General features: G+C 67.2%; 13 protein-coding genes. 5 read left to right on the top strand and 8 right to left on the bottom strand.

Annotated elements, in window-relative coordinates:
* Positions 1-316: 316 nt before the first annotated feature.
* From ppsA to EEB19_RS02880, 3 genes are all read right to left on the bottom strand, one after another.
* Complete coding sequence (gene ppsA / locus EEB19_RS02890) at positions 317-2,698, bottom strand: phosphoenolpyruvate synthase (protein WP_187582955.1); 2,382 nt, start codon at positions 2,696-2,698, stop codon at positions 317-319.
* Between the two features lie 11 nt (positions 2,699-2,709).
* Positions 2,710-3,549 carry a pyruvate, water dikinase regulatory protein gene (locus tag EEB19_RS02885; protein ID WP_187582953.1) on the bottom strand — a complete coding sequence of 280 codons (840 nt, stop codon included), beginning with the start codon at positions 3,547-3,549 and terminating at the stop codon, positions 2,710-2,712.
* A 180-nt stretch (positions 3,550-3,729) separates the two neighbouring features.
* Entirely contained in the window at positions 3,730-4,311 is a 582-nt protein-coding gene (locus EEB19_RS02880; protein ID WP_187582951.1) for a dihydrofolate reductase family protein, read from the bottom strand.
* 98 nt (positions 4,312-4,409) lie between these two features.
* On the opposite strand from EEB19_RS02880, the gene EEB19_RS02875 reads away from it, so the two are divergent.
* Positions 4,410-4,991 carry a dihydrofolate reductase family protein gene (locus EEB19_RS02875; RefSeq protein WP_187582949.1) on the top strand — a complete coding sequence of 194 codons (582 nt, stop codon included), beginning with the start codon at positions 4,410-4,412 and terminating at the stop codon, positions 4,989-4,991.
* Between the two features lie 60 nt (positions 4,992-5,051).
* On the opposite strand, the gene EEB19_RS02870 is transcribed toward EEB19_RS02875, so the two are convergent.
* The 3 genes from EEB19_RS02870 to EEB19_RS02860 form a co-directional block, all read right to left on the bottom strand.
* Positions 5,052-5,354 carry a hypothetical protein gene (locus EEB19_RS02870; protein ID WP_187582947.1) on the bottom strand — a complete coding sequence of 101 codons (303 nt, stop codon included), beginning with the start codon at positions 5,352-5,354 and terminating at the stop codon, positions 5,052-5,054.
* A complete protein-coding gene (locus EEB19_RS02865) occupies positions 5,351-5,932 on the bottom strand; it encodes a recombinase family protein (RefSeq protein ID WP_187583110.1) in 582 nt (193 codons plus the stop codon). The genes EEB19_RS02870 and EEB19_RS02865 overlap by 4 nt, the downstream gene beginning before the upstream one ends.
* Before the next feature lie 210 nt (positions 5,933-6,142).
* The gene (locus EEB19_RS02860) at positions 6,143-7,003 is read right to left on the bottom strand and encodes a hypothetical protein (RefSeq protein ID WP_187583108.1); all 861 of its coding nucleotides are present in this window, start codon (positions 7,001-7,003) and stop codon (positions 6,143-6,145) included.
* A gap of 308 nt (positions 7,004-7,311) precedes the next feature.
* Here EEB19_RS02860 and EEB19_RS02855 point away from each other — a divergent pair, with 308 nt between their 5' ends.
* Together EEB19_RS02855 and EEB19_RS02850 are read left to right on the top strand one after the other, a co-directional pair.
* Positions 7,312-8,217, top strand: coding sequence for an alpha/beta fold hydrolase (locus tag EEB19_RS02855; protein WP_187582945.1), 906 nt, complete (start codon positions 7,312-7,314; stop codon positions 8,215-8,217).
* Between the two features lie 52 nt (positions 8,218-8,269).
* A complete protein-coding gene (locus tag EEB19_RS02850) occupies positions 8,270-9,061 on the top strand; it encodes a DUF4239 domain-containing protein (protein ID WP_187582944.1) in 792 nt (263 codons plus the stop codon).
* A 16-nt stretch (positions 9,062-9,077) separates the two neighbouring features.
* On the opposite strand, the gene EEB19_RS02845 is transcribed toward EEB19_RS02850, so the two are convergent.
* Entirely contained in the window at positions 9,078-9,701 is a 624-nt protein-coding gene (locus EEB19_RS02845; protein WP_187582942.1) for a TetR/AcrR family transcriptional regulator, read from the bottom strand.
* Between the two features lie 67 nt (positions 9,702-9,768).
* Here EEB19_RS02845 and EEB19_RS02840 point away from each other — a divergent pair, with 67 nt between their 5' ends.
* Positions 9,769-10,641 carry an alpha/beta fold hydrolase gene (locus EEB19_RS02840; RefSeq protein WP_187582940.1) on the top strand — a complete coding sequence of 291 codons (873 nt, stop codon included), beginning with the start codon at positions 9,769-9,771 and terminating at the stop codon, positions 10,639-10,641.
* Between the two features lie 110 nt (positions 10,642-10,751).
* On the opposite strand, the gene EEB19_RS02835 is transcribed toward EEB19_RS02840, so the two are convergent.
* Positions 10,752-12,368 (bottom strand): FAD-dependent monooxygenase, encoded by a 1,617-nt coding sequence (locus tag EEB19_RS02835; RefSeq protein ID WP_187582938.1) that lies wholly within the window; start codon positions 12,366-12,368, stop codon positions 10,752-10,754.
* Positions 12,369-12,531: 163 nt separating this feature from the next.
* Between EEB19_RS02835 and EEB19_RS02830 the strand changes: the two genes are divergently transcribed.
* Positions 12,532-14,934 (top strand): Tex family protein, encoded by a 2,403-nt coding sequence (locus EEB19_RS02830; RefSeq protein ID WP_187582936.1) that lies wholly within the window; start codon positions 12,532-12,534, stop codon positions 14,932-14,934.
* Positions 14,935-14,958 lie beyond the last annotated feature (24 nt).

Genomic DNA, 14,958 nt, shown 5'->3' with positions numbered 1-14,958 from the left:
CACCGCGATCGCATTCATCGGCGGCAAGAATCCGGGGTATATCGCCGATCACGGCGTTCACGGTCCGATCCGGGATGTTCTGAACAACAGATCGTGCGAGACCGCGGGTGACGACGAGGACACGCACGCCCCTGCCCGAGGAAGCGTTCGCCGGGTCACGAACCGGTGATGTCCTCTTCGTCGTCAGACGGAGACCGACCGACGGCTTCCGGTCGACGTATTCCGAATGGGCTGATGACACTAGACCGGCGCAGGAATATCGCTGTGAACGATCCCAACGCAATTCGCGATGGACATTGCGTTGGGACCGGTGTGTTCAGCCGAGTCGTGCCAAGCGTGTCCAGGTGTCGACCACGGTGTCCGGATTGAGTGACATCGACTCGATTCCCTGTTCGAGGAGCCACTCGGCCAGGTCGACGTGGTCGCTGGGTCCCTGCCCACAGATGCCGACGTACTTCCCGCGAGCCTTGCATGCGGCGATGGCGGCGGCGAGCATGTGTTTCACCGCCGGATCACGTTCATCGAACCCGTCCGCGACGAGCGCAGAGTCGCGATCGAGTCCGAGGGTCAGCTGCGTCATGTCGTTGGAGCCGATGGAGAATCCATCGAAGTGATCGAGAAACGCATCGGCGATGACCGCGTTGGAGGGCACCTCACACATCATGATCACCTCGAGGTCGTTCTCACCGCGCCGCAGGCCGTGGGAAGCGAGCAGGCTGATCACCCCTTCGGCCTCGGCCACCGTGCGGACGAACGGGATCATGATCCTGACGTTGGTCAGACCCATCTCGTCGCGAACGTACTTCAGTGCGGCACATTCCATTTCGAAGCAATCGGCGAAATCCTTCGACAGGTAACGCGACGCGCCGCGGTAACCGATCATCGGATTCTCTTCGTCGGGTTCATACAGGTCGCCGCCGACCAGCTTCGCGTACTCATTTGACTTGAAGTCGGACATCCGGACGATGACCGGGTGCGGCGCGAACGCCGCGGCGATCGTCGCCACACCCTCGCTCACACGATCGACGAAGAACTCCCGCGCACTCGGATAGGCCGCGATCGCCTCACCGATCTGATCTTTCAGCGCCCCGTCGAGGGTGTCGAAATCGAGGAGTGCCTTGGGGTGGATGCCGATCTGGCGGTTGATGATGAACTCCAGTCGGGCCAGGCCCACACCACTGTTCGGCAGACGGGAGAACGCGAACGCCTGCTCGGGGGTGCCGACATTCATCATGATCTTGGTGCCGATCTCCGGCATCGCCTCGATCGAGGACTCGGTCACGTCGAAGTCGAGCAGTCCCTCGTAGACGAAACCGGTGTCGCCTTCGGAACACGAGACCGTGACCTCGCGACCGGCGGTGAGGGATCGGGTGGCGTCGCCGGTCCCGACGACGGCGGGGATGCCCAGTTCGCGTGCGATGATCGCGGCGTGACAGGTGCGGCCGCCGCGATTGGTCACAATGGCACTGGCGCGCTTCATGATCGGCTCCCAGTCGGGATCGGTCATGTCCGCGACGAGCACCTCGCCCGCCTGGAATTCGTGCATCTGCTCCACCGATTCCAGTACCCGGACGGCGCCGGCGCCGATGCGGGCACCGATCGCCCGGCCCTCGACGAGTACGTTCCCCGTCTGGGTGAGTCGGAACCGCTGCTGGCCGGTCACCGCAGCCCGGGACTGCACCGTCTCGGGGCGCGCCTGCAGGATGTAGAGCTCACCGTCGACGCCGTCCTTGCCCCACTCGATGTCCATCGGACGTCCGTAGTGTTCCTCGATCAGCAGGGCCTGGCGGGCGAGCGCCTCGACCTCGGCGTCGGTGAGGCTGAGCACCCGCCGTTCGGCCGGGTCGACATCGACGAACTCGGTCGTGCGTCCGACCGAACGGTTCTCGGTGTAGACCATCTTGGTCGCCTTCGATCCGATGCCGCGCTTGAGCACGGCGGGTCGGCCGGCCCGCAGAGCGGGTTTGTAGACGTAGAACTCGTCGGGATTGACCGCACCCTGCACGACCGCCTCGCCCAACCCGTACGACGCCGTCACGAACACCGCGTCTGCGAAGCCCGACTCGGTGTCGATGGTGAACATGACCCCCGAGGTTCCGATGTCGGAGCGCACCATCTGCTGGACGCCCGCCGACAGCGCGACGGCATCATGCTCGAACTCGTGGTGGACCCGGTACGCAATGGCGCGATCGTTGTAGAGCGACGCGAACACCTCCCGCATCGCCTGCAGGATCGCGTCGATGCCCCGCACGTTGAGGAAGGTCTCCTGCTGCCCGGCGAATGATGCGTCCGGCAGGTCCTCGGCGGTGGCACTGGACCGTACCGCGAAGGATGCCTCATCCGACTCACCCGCCAACTCGGCGAAGGCAGTGCGGATGTCGGCGTCGAGATCTTCCGGGAAGGGCTGCTCCATCACCGCTGCGCGGATCTCCCGGCCGGCCGCGGACAGTGCCTGCACGTCCTCGGTGTCGAGGTCGGCGAGGAGGGCGCTGATCTTCTCGGCCAGGCTGGTTCCCGCGGCGCTGGGCTGGTTCACGAACCGGCGGTAGGCGTCGGCGGTGGTCGCGAACCCGTTGGGGACCCGAACGCCGACCTCGGTCAGGTTGCGCACCATCTCGCCGAGCGATGCGTTCTTTCCGCCGACCTGCTCGAGGTCGGCGAGGCCGAGGTCGGCGAACCAACGGACGTTGTTGTTCATGAACTGGTTCCTCAATTCTCAGGGTGGGGCCTGCGAGCGAGCACCTGCAGGATGAGCGTGGACATCTCTTCTACGGACTTCGACGATGAGTCGACCACCGGGAGGTCGTGATCGCGGTACAACTGCTCCGCACGTTTGAGTTCGTACGTGCACTGGCGCAGTGACGCGTACGTCGAGTCGGGTCGGCGTTCGGTCCGAACTGCGCTGAGGCGGGCCGCGGTGGTGATGATCCCGAAGCACCGGTCCTGTAGGTGTCGGATCGGGCGAGGGAGATCTGTGCTGTTCAGGTCCTCGTCGACCAGGGGATAATTCGCGACACGCAGTCCGTGCTGCAGCGCGAGGTACATGGTCGTCGGGGTCTTCCCGCAGCGTGACGGCGCCACCAGGATCACATCCGCCTTGTCGAGTGTGCGCACGCTCTGGCCGTCGTCGTGTTCGATCGCGTACTCGACGGCCTGCATGCGTGCGTTGTAACGCTTCACGTCGCCGACGCCGTGTAGACGGGCAGGGGTTCGGGCGCCCCGGGTGCCGAGGATGGACTCGACCTGCTGCATGTGCATGTCGAAGAAATCGATCAGGGGAGCGCGGGTCTTCTGCAACTCGAGACGGACGTCGTCGAGCGCGGCCGTGACGAACACCAGCGGTGTGGTGCCCCGGTCCATGACGGCATCGATCCTGGCCACCACCTCACGGGCGTCGTCGGCCGTGGTGATGAACGGGATCAATGTCCGGTCGAATCGATGATCGGGGAAGTGCAGCAACAGGGCATTGCCCATGGTCTCGGCACTGATGCCGGTGCTGTCGGAGAGGAAGAAGACAGGGATCAGGTCACCGGCATACGTGTTGTTCACTCGGTCATTCCCATCGGCCGACGCCTTCTCGTGCTCCTATCCTTGCGCAGGCGATTCTCCGGCGTTCGGGCAGGTCGATCGACCGGCCGTTCACGGGCCGTTCACCCGGAGCCGATCAGCGCTTCTCGTGGTTCGCGAGCCGCGCTGCGCGCCTACGGTCTGAGCGGCCGCACGCGTTGGTCATCGGCGCACCCGATAGCGCACGTGCAGCACCCGGTCGCCCTGGATGACCTCATCTGGATTCTCCAGCACATGATGTCCGTCGGCCGACCCGAAATAGCGTTTGCCGGACCCGAAGATCACGGGCACCACGTCCATGCGCACCTCGTCGACGAGACCGGCCGCGAACACCTGGCCGCCGACGTCGCCGGCGGCGACCTCGACCAGACGATCACTTGCGAGCTCCTGTGCCGTGGTGACCGCCGCTTCGATGCTGCCGACGAAGTGGAATGGCGTCGACGGGTCCCAATCCTGCGGTGCCGGTCGATGTGTCACGACGACCACGTGTTCGACGCCGCCGGGCGGCACGCCATCCCATCCGTCCGTCAGGTCGAAGACGTGGCGGCCGACGACGGTGACGCCGATCCGATCCCAGTACGGCCGGGTGTAGTCGTAGGACGTTCGCGAGACGGTCAACGCACCGCTGTCATCCAACGGCACGTCGCCGGCGAGCAACCACTCGAAGAGCGGGCCCGGCTGGTCGTCGTCGTCTGCGATGAAGCCGTCGACCGATACCGCGGCGTACATCACCACGTGGCCCATGGCGCTCCTCTGCTGGGGGATGCTCTCAGGTTAGGGGCTCGGATTCCCACGCGAGGCCACTACGGCAGACGCTGCTCGGGACATGTCAGGATGACCGCGTGCGCAAACTCGTCTACTACGTGGCCACAACCCTCGACGGTTTCATCGCCGGGCCCGACGGCGGCGATCCGTCTGGAAACGAGTTCTTCCCGATCACCGACGACGTCCTCCGGTTCATCGTCGACAATCACCCCGAGACGCTGCCGGCGCCGGCCCGTCAGGCGCTGGGCGTCGACGGACCCGGCGCCGTCTTCGACACCGTCGTGGAAGGGCGCAGTTCCTACGAGATCGGGCTCGCGGCAGGCCTGGACGACGCGTATCCCCATCTGCGACATCTCGTCGTCTCCGAGACGCTCGACGAGGTACCTTCTGCTGCAATCGAACTGGTTCGTGCGGATCCCTGTGGCCGGGTGCGCGAACTCAAACGCGAGGACGGCCTCGACATCTGGTTGGTGGGTGGCGGCACACTGGCCCACGCACTGCTTCCCGAGATCGACCGGCTGATCCTGAAGGTGAATCCGGCCGTCATCGGGAACGGTATCCCGCTCTTCGCCGGGCCGTTCACACCGACCCTGTTCACTCCGGTCGACGAGACCGCGCTGCCGGGTGGTGTGCGTGTGCTGACCTACGACCGACGGTGACATGCCGGCGGCGTTCGGATCTGACCTGACCGCGAGTGTCCGGTCACATGTCTCGGATGCTCACTCCCGTCCGTGCCGCAGGTGACCGTACAGTGCGGCGCGGTACCCGCGCGTATAACTCGGCTCGTCGTCGTCCGGGTCGGGCGGGCACGCCATGATCGACGAGGCGTGATGCCGCGCCCACGGCGAGGGCATGTCGTCGAGGCACGCGAGCGCGTCGGTGAAGCCCTGCTGGAACAGATCGGGGTCGAGGTGTGCGTCCAGCTCGGCGTCGTAGATCGGAAAAGACGTCGGAAGGCGGGTGACGACACCGTGCGGCGTGACGATGTCGAGCTCCGGCAGCTCCGGATCACTGGTGGTCACCGGACCGAGCGCCTTTCGGCCAGGGTGCGATAGAGGGTCGCGCGGCTCACTCCGAGCGCGGAGGCGATCGACGGAACAGGCTGGCCGGCGGCGCGCATACGTTCGGCCACCGCGATCTGATCGTCGTCGAGGACCCGCGGCCGCCCCACGGTCGACGTCGAGTCGGTGCGCGACACCCCGGTCGACCGTCGTCGGCGCTCATCGATCTCCGCGTCGAGTTCGGCGAGGGACGCGAGGACACCGACGATCATCGCGCCGGCCGGGTCGTCGGTGTCGAGACCCTCGCGCAGAGAGCGCAATCCGATCCGTCGCCCGGACAGCTCCCGTGCGGTCGCGAGAACCTCCGGTGCGCTGCGCCCGAGTCGGTCGATCCCGACGACGACGGTGGTGTCGCCGGGACGTGCATAGTCGAGCAACGCGGTCAGTCCCTGCCGCGGGGGATCTGACGGTGTCGATTCCGCGGCGTCGGCCGCATCGGTGTAGATCCGCGCGGGATCGACTCCCGCGTCGGTCAGTGCGTCGATCTGCGGGGACAGGGGATGCCGCCCGGAAGTCTCGCGCGCGTAGCCCAGCGCCATCCCGCCGGCCGTCGCATGTGATGCCATGACGGCAATGGTATCTCAAAAATCTCGAAACACTGCGACGCGACGCGAGCAGAAATAGTGAGACTTATGAGAACGTCGTGCCGTGTGTGTGGCGGTTGCCAGATGCGTCAGAGGTCCATTTTCAGGAAGCCTTAAGAGCCGACACGTCGACGGGAGAGTCGTCAAGTCCCTGCTTTGAGAGTCTCAAAAGAGGACTCGGTGTCGCGAAAGTCCATCGCCTGAGTATCGAGACCAGTCGAACGACGACGCCCACAATGCGTAGGGGACGTGGCCGGTCGGGCTCGAGTGGATGGCCTGGGCGACCTCCGGCGGAATGGGTGCCCAGTGGGCCGGCATCGCGGCCGCCAGCGAGGGCCGCACGACGTACAGCAAGGCGAAGTTCACGATCCACAGGGGAGGAGCCAGCGACATGCCCACCTGGGTACTGACGCCGCCCTTGGTGTTCGTCACGAGCTGCGCTGCGCCGGACATCTGCTGCGCCGCGAAACCGAAAGCGGCCTCGATCGTGTAGGCGGAGCGATACAGCGCGGCCAGCGTCCGAGTGGCGCCGTTGTTCCGCAGCCAGTTGCCCACGAAGCCGCCGGGGGCGATCAGCGAGTTGACCTGCCGTGTCGGGGCGTCCGCGTTGGCCGGGCTCTGGAGGCGACCGTTCGCATCGACGTACAGGCCATAGCTCGCGAGCACGGACGGTATGAGATGACCGTCGACCTCCGAGTACAGCGGTCTCCCCGTCGTATTGGTGAGGATTCGGATGCATGCGTCGATGATCGTGGCGTCCGCGCGGTTGCCGCCGACTCCGCCGCCCGCGATGAGTTCGCGAGACTGCTTGTCGGACAGCGCGTCCGCGCGGGTCAGGCCGATCTGCTGCGCGACCCGGTCCGCAGTCGGCTGACCGAGAGCAGCGTTGAGTTGCCCCGGCCGGGTCACCTGGGTGGGAGCGAGGTGCTCGAAGGCCGGCGCACCGGCGAACGGCATCGCGAAGCCCGTCATCGCGGAGTCGGCCACCGGCCCGGCCGTCGCCGTCGGGGCAACCGCGAACGACATGAGACCTGTGATGATGGCCGCCGACATCGCCAATGCTGCGCGTCGTCGCCCACGCGGACCGGGGTGGAGCACATGGTGTGGGCGCGTTCCGGTCTCCATGATGGTGCGCACTGGGCAACCTCCACGGGTGAGTGAGTGGCTGGACTCGTGATCTCATCCCATGCCTCGACGGGAAGGGTGTCAAGGTGTTGCGCTGCCGGGTCTCGCCCGCCGTCGTGCGTTCGTCCCCGGTGTCCCGAATCGCGGGTGACGAGATGCCGTCGGCGATACGATCACCGAGATCAGTCCCGGACCGAAGGACTCCCGCCATGGCACGGTCGAGCACCGGATCGCCCGATCTCATCCCACAGACCGCCGACACGTCGTACGGGTCTCTCGAGTTCGTCGACATCGGCGACGGGCCGCCGGTGGTCTTCGTCCACGGGTCACCCGGGGGCTGCGACCAGGGCGCGTTGATGACGCGATTCCTGTCGCCGACCCACCGCGTCATCTCGGTGTCGCGGCCGGGCTACCTCGGCACACCGCTCACCGGGGAGAATCGCACCCCCGAGCAGCAGGCGGCGCAGATCACCGACCTGCTCTCGGCGCTCGGCGTCGCGGACTTCGGTGTGATGTGTTGGTCGGGCGGAGGCCCGGCGGCCTACCGGTTGGCGGCCGCCCTACCCGGAAGGGTCACGTCGATGGTGGCGGTCGCCGCCGTCAGTACGGAGTTCGATCCGGGTGCGTCGTTCCGGGGTCGCCTCGAACTGGGGGAGGAGAAGGTCCTCTTCAGCCGGCTCGGACGGTGGTTCGCGACCACGCTGGCCGAGAAGGCGCCCGCCGCAGCGATAACCACGTTGCTGTCCGGTGAAGGTGACCTGACGCGAGCGCAGGCGCGTGAGCTGACCGCCGGAATTCTCGACGACGACGACCAGCGGGACTTCGCACGCGCCCTCGTCGACACCGTGACCGGGACCCGAAAGGCAGGCTTCGAGAACGACTTCGACGAGTTCGCCCGCCTCGACCTGCCGCTGTCGAGCGTCTCCACGCCAGTGCTGTTGATACATGCGAAGACCGACGCGGACGTTCCCTATGAGCAGAGCGTGCACGCCTCCGGCGCACTTCCTGACGCCCGTCTCGTCGGAATCCAGCTCGGCACCCATCTGTCCGCGTGGCTCGGTCCGGATGCATCCGGAATCCAGGCGGACATCGTGCGGCACCTGAGGCCGGCGTAATCGGCGGCCTCGGCGTGCGGACGACCGGTGCCCAGACACGGGGGAGCGTCGAGTGAGCTCATGGCTGGTGGCCCACGTGCCCGCCTTCGCGCTTCTGGTCGGGTTGATCCTCGTGACCGCGGGGCTCGCGGTTCTCGTCACCGCCGGGGTGCGCCGACGTTTCCCCGCGCTGACCGGTGATGCGCACAATGACGTCACACGGTTCACCTACGGCTTCGTCGGTTTCGTCTACGCCTTCTTCATCGGTTTCATCGTGTCGGCCATGTGGGGCGAGATCAACACCGCCGACGCCAACGCGCGGGCCGAGGGGGCGGTGGCGGTCCAGATGGCCAGGGACTCGACCGCATTCAGCCCTTCCGATGCCGACGCGATCCGAGCCGCGCTGCTCGCCTACGAACGTGCCGCGATCGACGAGTGGACCGACACCGACCACATCCGCTCCGCCCGTGCCGATGCCGCGCTGGGTCGACTACAGGCCACCTACCGGGATGTGCGACCCGGGACGGACCTCGAGAAGTCGACGCTGACGGCGAGCGTCGCCAATCTGGACAAGCTGGGCCAGGCCCGGACCATCAGACTGCTCACCGCGCAGGACGATGTCGGACCTCCATGGCCGCTGTGGGTGGTCATCTATCTGACCAGCATCATGGTGCTCGGCACGGTGATCATCTACGGCGTGGAACGACCGGCGTTGCACTATCCGATGGTGGTCATCGTCTCGATCATCGTCGCCACCAACCTCTTTCTCATCCTCGAGCTGTCGCACCCGTTCATCGGCGACATCGCCACGAGTCCCGACCCACTCCGTGAGGCGGTGTGGGTGGTGACGAACACGTCATCATGAGTCGCCGGTCGGGCGGTCAGTGCCCGGCGGCCGACTCGTCACCCATGCTCGAGCGGGCAAGGTCGACAAACCATGTCTCCCAATCGGATTCGGACCAACCACGGTCGCCGACCAGTCGCAACCATATGGATCGGGCGGCCAGCGACCAGATCGAGTCCACCAGTCGGTCGGACGGTTCCGTCCCGAGGACCAGGCCGACCGCGAAACGGACCTCGTCCCAGCGATTCGCCTCGCGCTCACGGAGCCGTTCGGCGGCATCGGGATCGGTCACGGCGGCCTGATCGAGCACGTTCTGGATGACCGCCGATCGCTCATGCGCGCCTCGCAGCCAGCGCGCGCCGGCGGTGAGACGGCTGTCGAAGTCGCCGTCGGCCATCGCCCGGTACTCGGGAAGTTCGCGCACCCGCACCGGTTCACCCGCGGACAGGGCGTTGTCGATGCAGGCGTCGAGAAGGGCGAGTTTCCCGTCGAACTGCTGATAGACGGTCTGACGGGTCAAACCCGCGGCCGTCGCCACCGCCGACATCGTCGTCGGGACCCAACCGTCGGTGCAGAACAGCTCGGTGGCCGTTGCGATCACGAGCGCCCGATTGGCGCGCGCCCGCTCGGTGCGCAGCTGTGAGGAGTAGATCCGTGCCACCACCCGAGTCTAGACATAATTCAATTTACCCTGTGTAATATCAATATTGTCTTCCCGAGGAGTGACCATGAATGAGTTCCGCGTATCCACCGATCTCGGTCGACTGTCCGTGCGCGAGGTGGGTGACGGGCGGCCGGTCATCCTGTGGCACAGCATGTTCGTCGACTCGCACAGTTGGGACAGGATCGTGCCCGACCTCGCCGCCGACCATCGGCTCTTCCTCGTCGACGCGCCGTCGGCCGGAGGCAGCGATGCACTCGAACGGGCAGTGGACATCGCCGAGTGTGCCCGAGCTGCCGAACGACTCGTCGACGACATCCGTCGGCGTACCGGCCACGACCGGGTGCGCTGGGTGGGCAACGCGTGGGGCGGTCATGTGGGACTCGACCTGGCCGCGACCCGTCCGGACATGATCGCCGACCTGGTCGCGATCAGTGCACCGACCCATCCCATCGGCCGCGGTGTGCGTCGTAAGGTCCGGGCGCTGCTCCCGCTGTACCGGATCATCGGTGCGCGCGGTCCTGTGCTCTCGGCCATCGAGGACACGTTGTTCACCGAGCGGACCCGACGGGAGGACGCCGAGGCGATGGACATGCTGCACGACTCCCTGTCCGCGTCCGGACGATCGATGATCGCCGCCGTCGAGACTGCGATCCTCAATCGCACCGACCTAGGATGGGCCGCGGCACGTATCACCGCGCCGGTCGCCTTCGTTACGACCGACGATCGTGGTGAGTGGACCCCGGAGGAGGCGCGGGCCGTCGCCGTCACGATGGACGATGCCGTCGAGATCACCGTCTCCGGTGCCCGCGTGATCCCGGCGCTCGAACGCCCGGCGGCCACCGCCGACGCGATCCGTTCGTTCTGGGCCGAGGTGGACCGGCGACCTCCCGCCCGTCGGCCCGAGCGCGAACCCGAACCATCGCCGACCGTGTCCTGAATTTCGTCGAGCGTGCCCAGCGAGGACACGCTCGACGAAAGTCAGGACACGATCGGCGGGTAGTGAACGGTCACAAGGGCGTTCGGTCGAACGATCACGCCTGGCTCACGTCAGGCGAACGTGGATGCGAGATGTTTGCGCATCGACTCGACGTCGGCCACGGGGCCGCGATAGCCCAGGTAGCCATCCGGTCGCAGGACGAAGACCGTCGAACCGCCCGGCTGATACTGCTGTGCGAATGTGCCTGCTGCGTCGCGGATGAGGGGGAGGCCCACGCTGCCCACCTGCGCCTCCGGCGATGCGATCACGTAGGCGTGCAGTCGGCCCCGAGCGGCGGATACCGCCTCCGCCGCCAGCGTCTCGATCGCCGCGACATCGCCGGCTCCCGCCGCGTCGCCCGCGTAGATCAGCGCGGTGTGGCCCTTGCGGTCGAGGAGGGAGAACAACCTGATGGGGAAGTTGAGCACCTCGCGGGAGAGTTCGACGGCATCGGGGGCGCGCTCGCCAGGCCGTGGGCCCGGTCCGGCGTCGGTCCCGGTGACGATCGGACTGTCGGCGTAGCTGATCAGGAGTTGCGCCTCACGGCGGGTGATGAAGTCCGGATCCGAGGAGTCCGCGCCGATCCCTTCGCGCGCGCTCTTGACGGTCCGGCCGACCACATCTTCGCCGACGGGGCGTCGTTCGGCGTCGTAGCTCGCCAGCAATCCGTCGGCCGCGACCCCCTCGACTGCCAGAGCGATCTTCCACGCGAGGTTGTGCGCATCCTGGATGCCCGTGTTCATCCCCTGTGCACCGGTCGGCGGATGGATGTGCGCTGCGTCCCCGGCGACGAACACCCGTCCGCGCGAATAGGCGTCGACAATACGATGACTGATCCGGAAGACCGACGACCAGCGAAGGTCGGACACGGTGGCAGGTTCGGGCGCCAGCCGGTCGACCACCGCCTGGATGTCGGCGAGCTGCGGGGCCCGGGCGCCCTCGAATCCGTGCGCGATCCCGTCGCCGGGTGACGACGGGGCGACGGCCAACTGCTCGGGCACCAGCATGGACATGCGATAGCGTCCGTTGCCCGGCAACGGGATGCAGACCAGGAGATCGTCGGTGGCCCCGTCGGACTGATGCATCGAACGGATGCTGTATCCGCGGGGTTGCGACCAGTCGACCACGACGTCGCCGAGCATGTACTGCTCCTCGAAGGCGGCGCCTTCGAAGGTCAGTCCGAGCGTTTTGCGCACCGTGCTGTGGGCTCCGTCGGCGCCCACGACGTACCCGACGCCGACCGTCTCGGTGCCCGCCGGGCCCTCGAGGGTCACGGTCACCCCGTCGTCGTCCTGTTCGAATCCGACCAGGCGCGTGCCACGCTCGATCTGCGTGTCGAGTTCGGTGAGGCGCTCCCGTAGCACCCTCTCGGTCTCGTATTGCGGGATGCAGTGGAAGCGGAACGGGATGTCGGCGGGTACCTCGAGATCGATACGACCCACCTCGGCCTCGTTGACGAAGATGATCTGACCGCGCATCTCGACGCCGGCGTCGAGAATCTCCCGCAGCACGCCCATGCCCTCGAAGACCTCCAGGGTCCTGGGCTGTACACCCACCGCCTTGGCGTACTGAGGCGGCTCCTCGAGCGGATCGACGATCCGCACTCGCACCCCACGCCGCCGCAACTCGATCGCGGCCGTCAGGCCGATCGGTCCTGCGCCGGCGATCATCACATCGACATCGGTCATGGTACGGGCCCCTCGGTGTCCGGAATTGCAGATCGGCAACTGCAGGTCGATTATCGCCATCGGGCGGGCCGGCCGTGCTGTTTGGCACAAATCGGCGGGGAAGGTGCCGCTCGTCGGAACCGCCTGCGCCGAGGTGTCGGGTTCCTTCGGTAGGGTCCTCCGAGTGAATCCGAGCTCATCCGTGAAGTCCGTGAACACGCGAATCGCCGAGGAATTGTCCGTCGGTGAGGAGCAAGTCGCCGCCGCTGTTCGGCTGCTCGACGACGGCTCCACCGTGCCGTTCATCGCGCGATACCGGAAAGAGGTGACCGGAAGTCTCGACGACGCCCAACTGCGCACCCTCGACGAACGGCTGCGGTACCTCCGTGAGCTCGACGAGCGACGCGACGCGGTCATCGCCTCCATCGGGGAGCAGGGCAAGCTGACCGACGAACTGAAGGCGGCTCTGCTGGCGGCAGAGACCAAGGCGCGCGTCGAGGACATCTATCTCCCGTACAAACCCAAGCGGCGCACCAAGGCCCAGATCGCTCGGGAGGCGGGCCTCGAACCGCTGGCCGACCGGCTGCTGGCCGATCCCTCGCTGAGTCCCGACGACGCCGCCGGCGAGTTCGTGACCGATGACGTCGCCGACGCCGCGGCGGCGCTCGACGGTGCGCGCCAGATCCTGATCGAGCGCGCATCGGAGGATGCCGAACTGGTCGGTGCGATCCGCGAGAAGTTCTGGTCCGACGGCTCGATGCGCACGGCCGCCCGATCGGAGGCCGCCTCGACATCGGCTGCAGCGCAGAAGTTCCGCGACTACTTCAAGTTCTCCGAACCGCTCGACTCGATGCCCTCACACCGTGTGCTCGCCGTCCTCCGCGGTGAGAAGGAGGAGGCGCTGACCCTGTCACTCGACGGCGGCGAGGACGAACCCTACGAGGCGATGGTGTCGGCGACGCTCGGCATCGACGCGTCGAACCCGGGGCCGGGCACGCCGTGGTTGGTGACCACCGCACGCTGGGCGTGGCGCACCAAGCTGATGGTGTCGGCGTCCATCGAGGCACGGGTCCGGCTGCGCCAGCGGGCCGAGGCCGACGCGGTCGGGGTGTTCGCCACGAATCTGAAGGACCTGCTGCTCGCGGCGCCGGCCGGCACGCGTCCCACCCTGGGTCTCGATCCCGGCTTCCGTACCGGCGTCAAGGTCGCCGTCGTCGACGGCACCGGCAAGGTGCTCGACACGTGCGCGATCTACCCCCATCAGCCGCAGAAGCAATGGGATCAGGCCAAGGCGACACTGGCGGCTCTCGTCGCCCGCCACGGGGTCGACCTGGTGGCCATTGGCAACGGCACGGCATCACGCGAAACAGACTCTCTCGCAACCGAACTGATCAACGACATCCGCACGTCCGGTGCTCGCGCGCCGGCCAAGGCGATCGTCAGTGAGGCCGGGGCGTCGGTGTACTCGGCGTCGGAGTACGCGTCGCGCGAACTCCCGCAGCTCGACGTGTCGCTCCGCGGCGCCGTCTCCATCGCCCGGCGGCTCCAGGATCCGCTCGCGGAGCTGGTCAAGATCGACCCCAAGTCGATCGGAGTCGGCCAGTATCAGCACGACGTCACCCCGGGCACGCTCGCGCGCAGTCTCGATGCGGTGGTCGAGGACGCGGTGAACGCGGTCGGCGTCGATCTGAACACGGCCTCGGTTCCGTTGCTCTCCCGCGTGTCCGGTGTGACCCCGACGCTCGCGGCGGCGATCGTCGCGCACCGGGACGAGGTCGGACCGTTCCGCAGTCGTGCCGGTCTGCGCGACGTCGCGCGACTGGGCCCCAAGGCTTTCGAGCAGTGCGCCGGCTTCCTGCGGATCCGTGACGGCGACGACCCACTGGACGCGTCGGGCGTGCACCCGGAGTCCTATCCCGTGGTCCGGCGCATCCTGGACCGGTCGGGTCTGGCGATCACCGAGCTGATCGGCGACTCCCGTGCGCTGCGCGCACTACGTCCGGAGGAGTTCGCCGACGACCGGTTCGGCATTCCCACGGTCACCGACATCCTCGCCGAACTCGAGAAGCCGGGGCGCGATCCCCGACCCGCGTTCGCCACCGCCACGTTCGCCGCCGGGGTGGAGAAGGTCGCCGACCTGCGTGCGGGCATGGTTCTCGAAGGCGTCGTCACCAACGTGGCCGCGTTCGGTGCGTTCGTCGACGTCGGCGTGCACCAGGACGGTCTCGTCCACGTCTCCGCGATGTCGGACCGGTTCGTCTCCGATCCGCACGAGGTGGTGCGTTCCGGCCAGGTCGTGCGGGTCAAGGTGATCGACGTCGACGTGGAACGCCAGCGCATCGGCTTGAGTCTGCGGCTCGACGACGAGCCGGGGGTCGGCGGGCGCGGGCCGGCGTCGACAAAGAACGGTGCCGCCGCACCGTCGGGGGGCAAGAGCGGCCGGGACCGGACGGGCAACCGTGGCGGACAGCGCGGGGATCGCGCGAACCGTTCGGCCAACGGCCGCCGCGACGGTGGCCGCGGCAACCGCAGTCAGCCGAGCGGATCGATGGCGCAGGCGTTGCGCGACGCCGGGTTCGGGAAGTGACGTCGGGCCGGGTGCATCCCCACG

The sequence above is a fragment of the Gordonia sp. OPL2 genome (genome assembly GCF_003797825.1).
Lineage (GTDB): Bacteria > Actinomycetota > Actinomycetes > Mycobacteriales > Mycobacteriaceae > Gordonia.
The sequence above is the reverse complement of the archived record's forward strand: the minus strand, read 5'-3'. Positions and strand labels throughout refer to the sequence as shown.

What these genes read in the sequence shown, in the direction of transcription:
- EEB19_RS02860 (WP_187583108.1), bottom strand. Translation starts at nt 7,003, where the DNA reads ATGTCGTTCGCGGTTGCCCCGACGGCGACGGCCGGGCCGGTGGCCGAC.
- EEB19_RS02865 (WP_187583110.1), bottom strand. Translation starts at nt 5,932, where the DNA reads ATGGCGCTGGGCTACGCGCGCGAGACTTCCGGGCGGCATCCCCTGTCC.
- EEB19_RS02835 (WP_187582938.1), bottom strand. Translation starts at nt 12,368, where the DNA reads ATGACCGATGTCGATGTGATGATCGCCGGCGCAGGACCGATCGGCCTG.
- EEB19_RS02840 (WP_187582940.1), top strand. Translation starts at nt 9,769, where the DNA reads ATGAATGAGTTCCGCGTATCCACCGATCTCGGTCGACTGTCCGTGCGC.
- EEB19_RS02880 (WP_187582951.1), bottom strand. Translation starts at nt 4,311, where the DNA reads ATGGGCCACGTGGTGATGTACGCCGCGGTATCGGTCGACGGCTTCATC.
- ppsA (WP_187582955.1), bottom strand. Translation starts at nt 2,698, where the DNA reads ATGAACAACAACGTCCGTTGGTTCGCCGACCTCGGCCTCGCCGACCTC.
- EEB19_RS02855 (WP_187582945.1), top strand. Translation starts at nt 7,312, where the DNA reads ATGGCACGGTCGAGCACCGGATCGCCCGATCTCATCCCACAGACCGCC.